Raw genomic sequence first — 550 nt, 5'->3', positions numbered from 1 at the left:
CCTCGATTACGTCTAATAGCAATACTTGGAGTCAGAGTAAAAAGCGCACTTTTTACTCTAACTCCAAGTATTAGCGTTTAAATCTTGAACGGAATCATAGATAATACGCCCCCTTTTAATTTCCCATTGGCTTTTGTAAATCTGGACGCGCATGAAAGAACTGATAATTGAACTTGTACAAACGGTTGTGACTGAACTTAGCAACGAGAACGTCATTCCTTCGGACGCGAGTTATAAGATCAATATTGATGCGACAAAAGATAAAGCGCATGGCGACTATGCCTCGAATATAGGGCTAGTCTTAGCCAAGCAGGCCAAGATGCCACCTCGAGCGCTTGCTGAGCAAATCGTTGAAAAGATCACCGCTCAAAATAATGCAAGCGTAGACAAAATTGAAATTGCTGGCCCTGGCTTCATCAACTTTTTTATGAGCTCCGCCAGCAGCTTTGCCGTCCTCAGTTCAATTATTGAAAATGCGGATAAATATGGACACAACAACTCAGGTAAAGACCAAAAAGTTCAAGTCGAGTTTGTTTCCGCTAATCCTACC

Annotated in this window: 1 pseudogene; it reads left to right on the top strand. The window is 42.0% G+C overall.

The features are described 5' to 3' along the window. Window positions 1-151: 151 nt before the first annotated feature. A pseudogene (gene argS, locus A3761_RS07560) lies at window positions 152-550 on the top strand (arginine--tRNA ligase); the annotation flags it as partial.

This window comes from Oleiphilus sp. HI0123, from assembly GCF_001635315.1.
The sequence above is the reverse complement of the archived record's forward strand: the minus strand, read 5'-3'. Positions and strand labels throughout refer to the sequence as shown.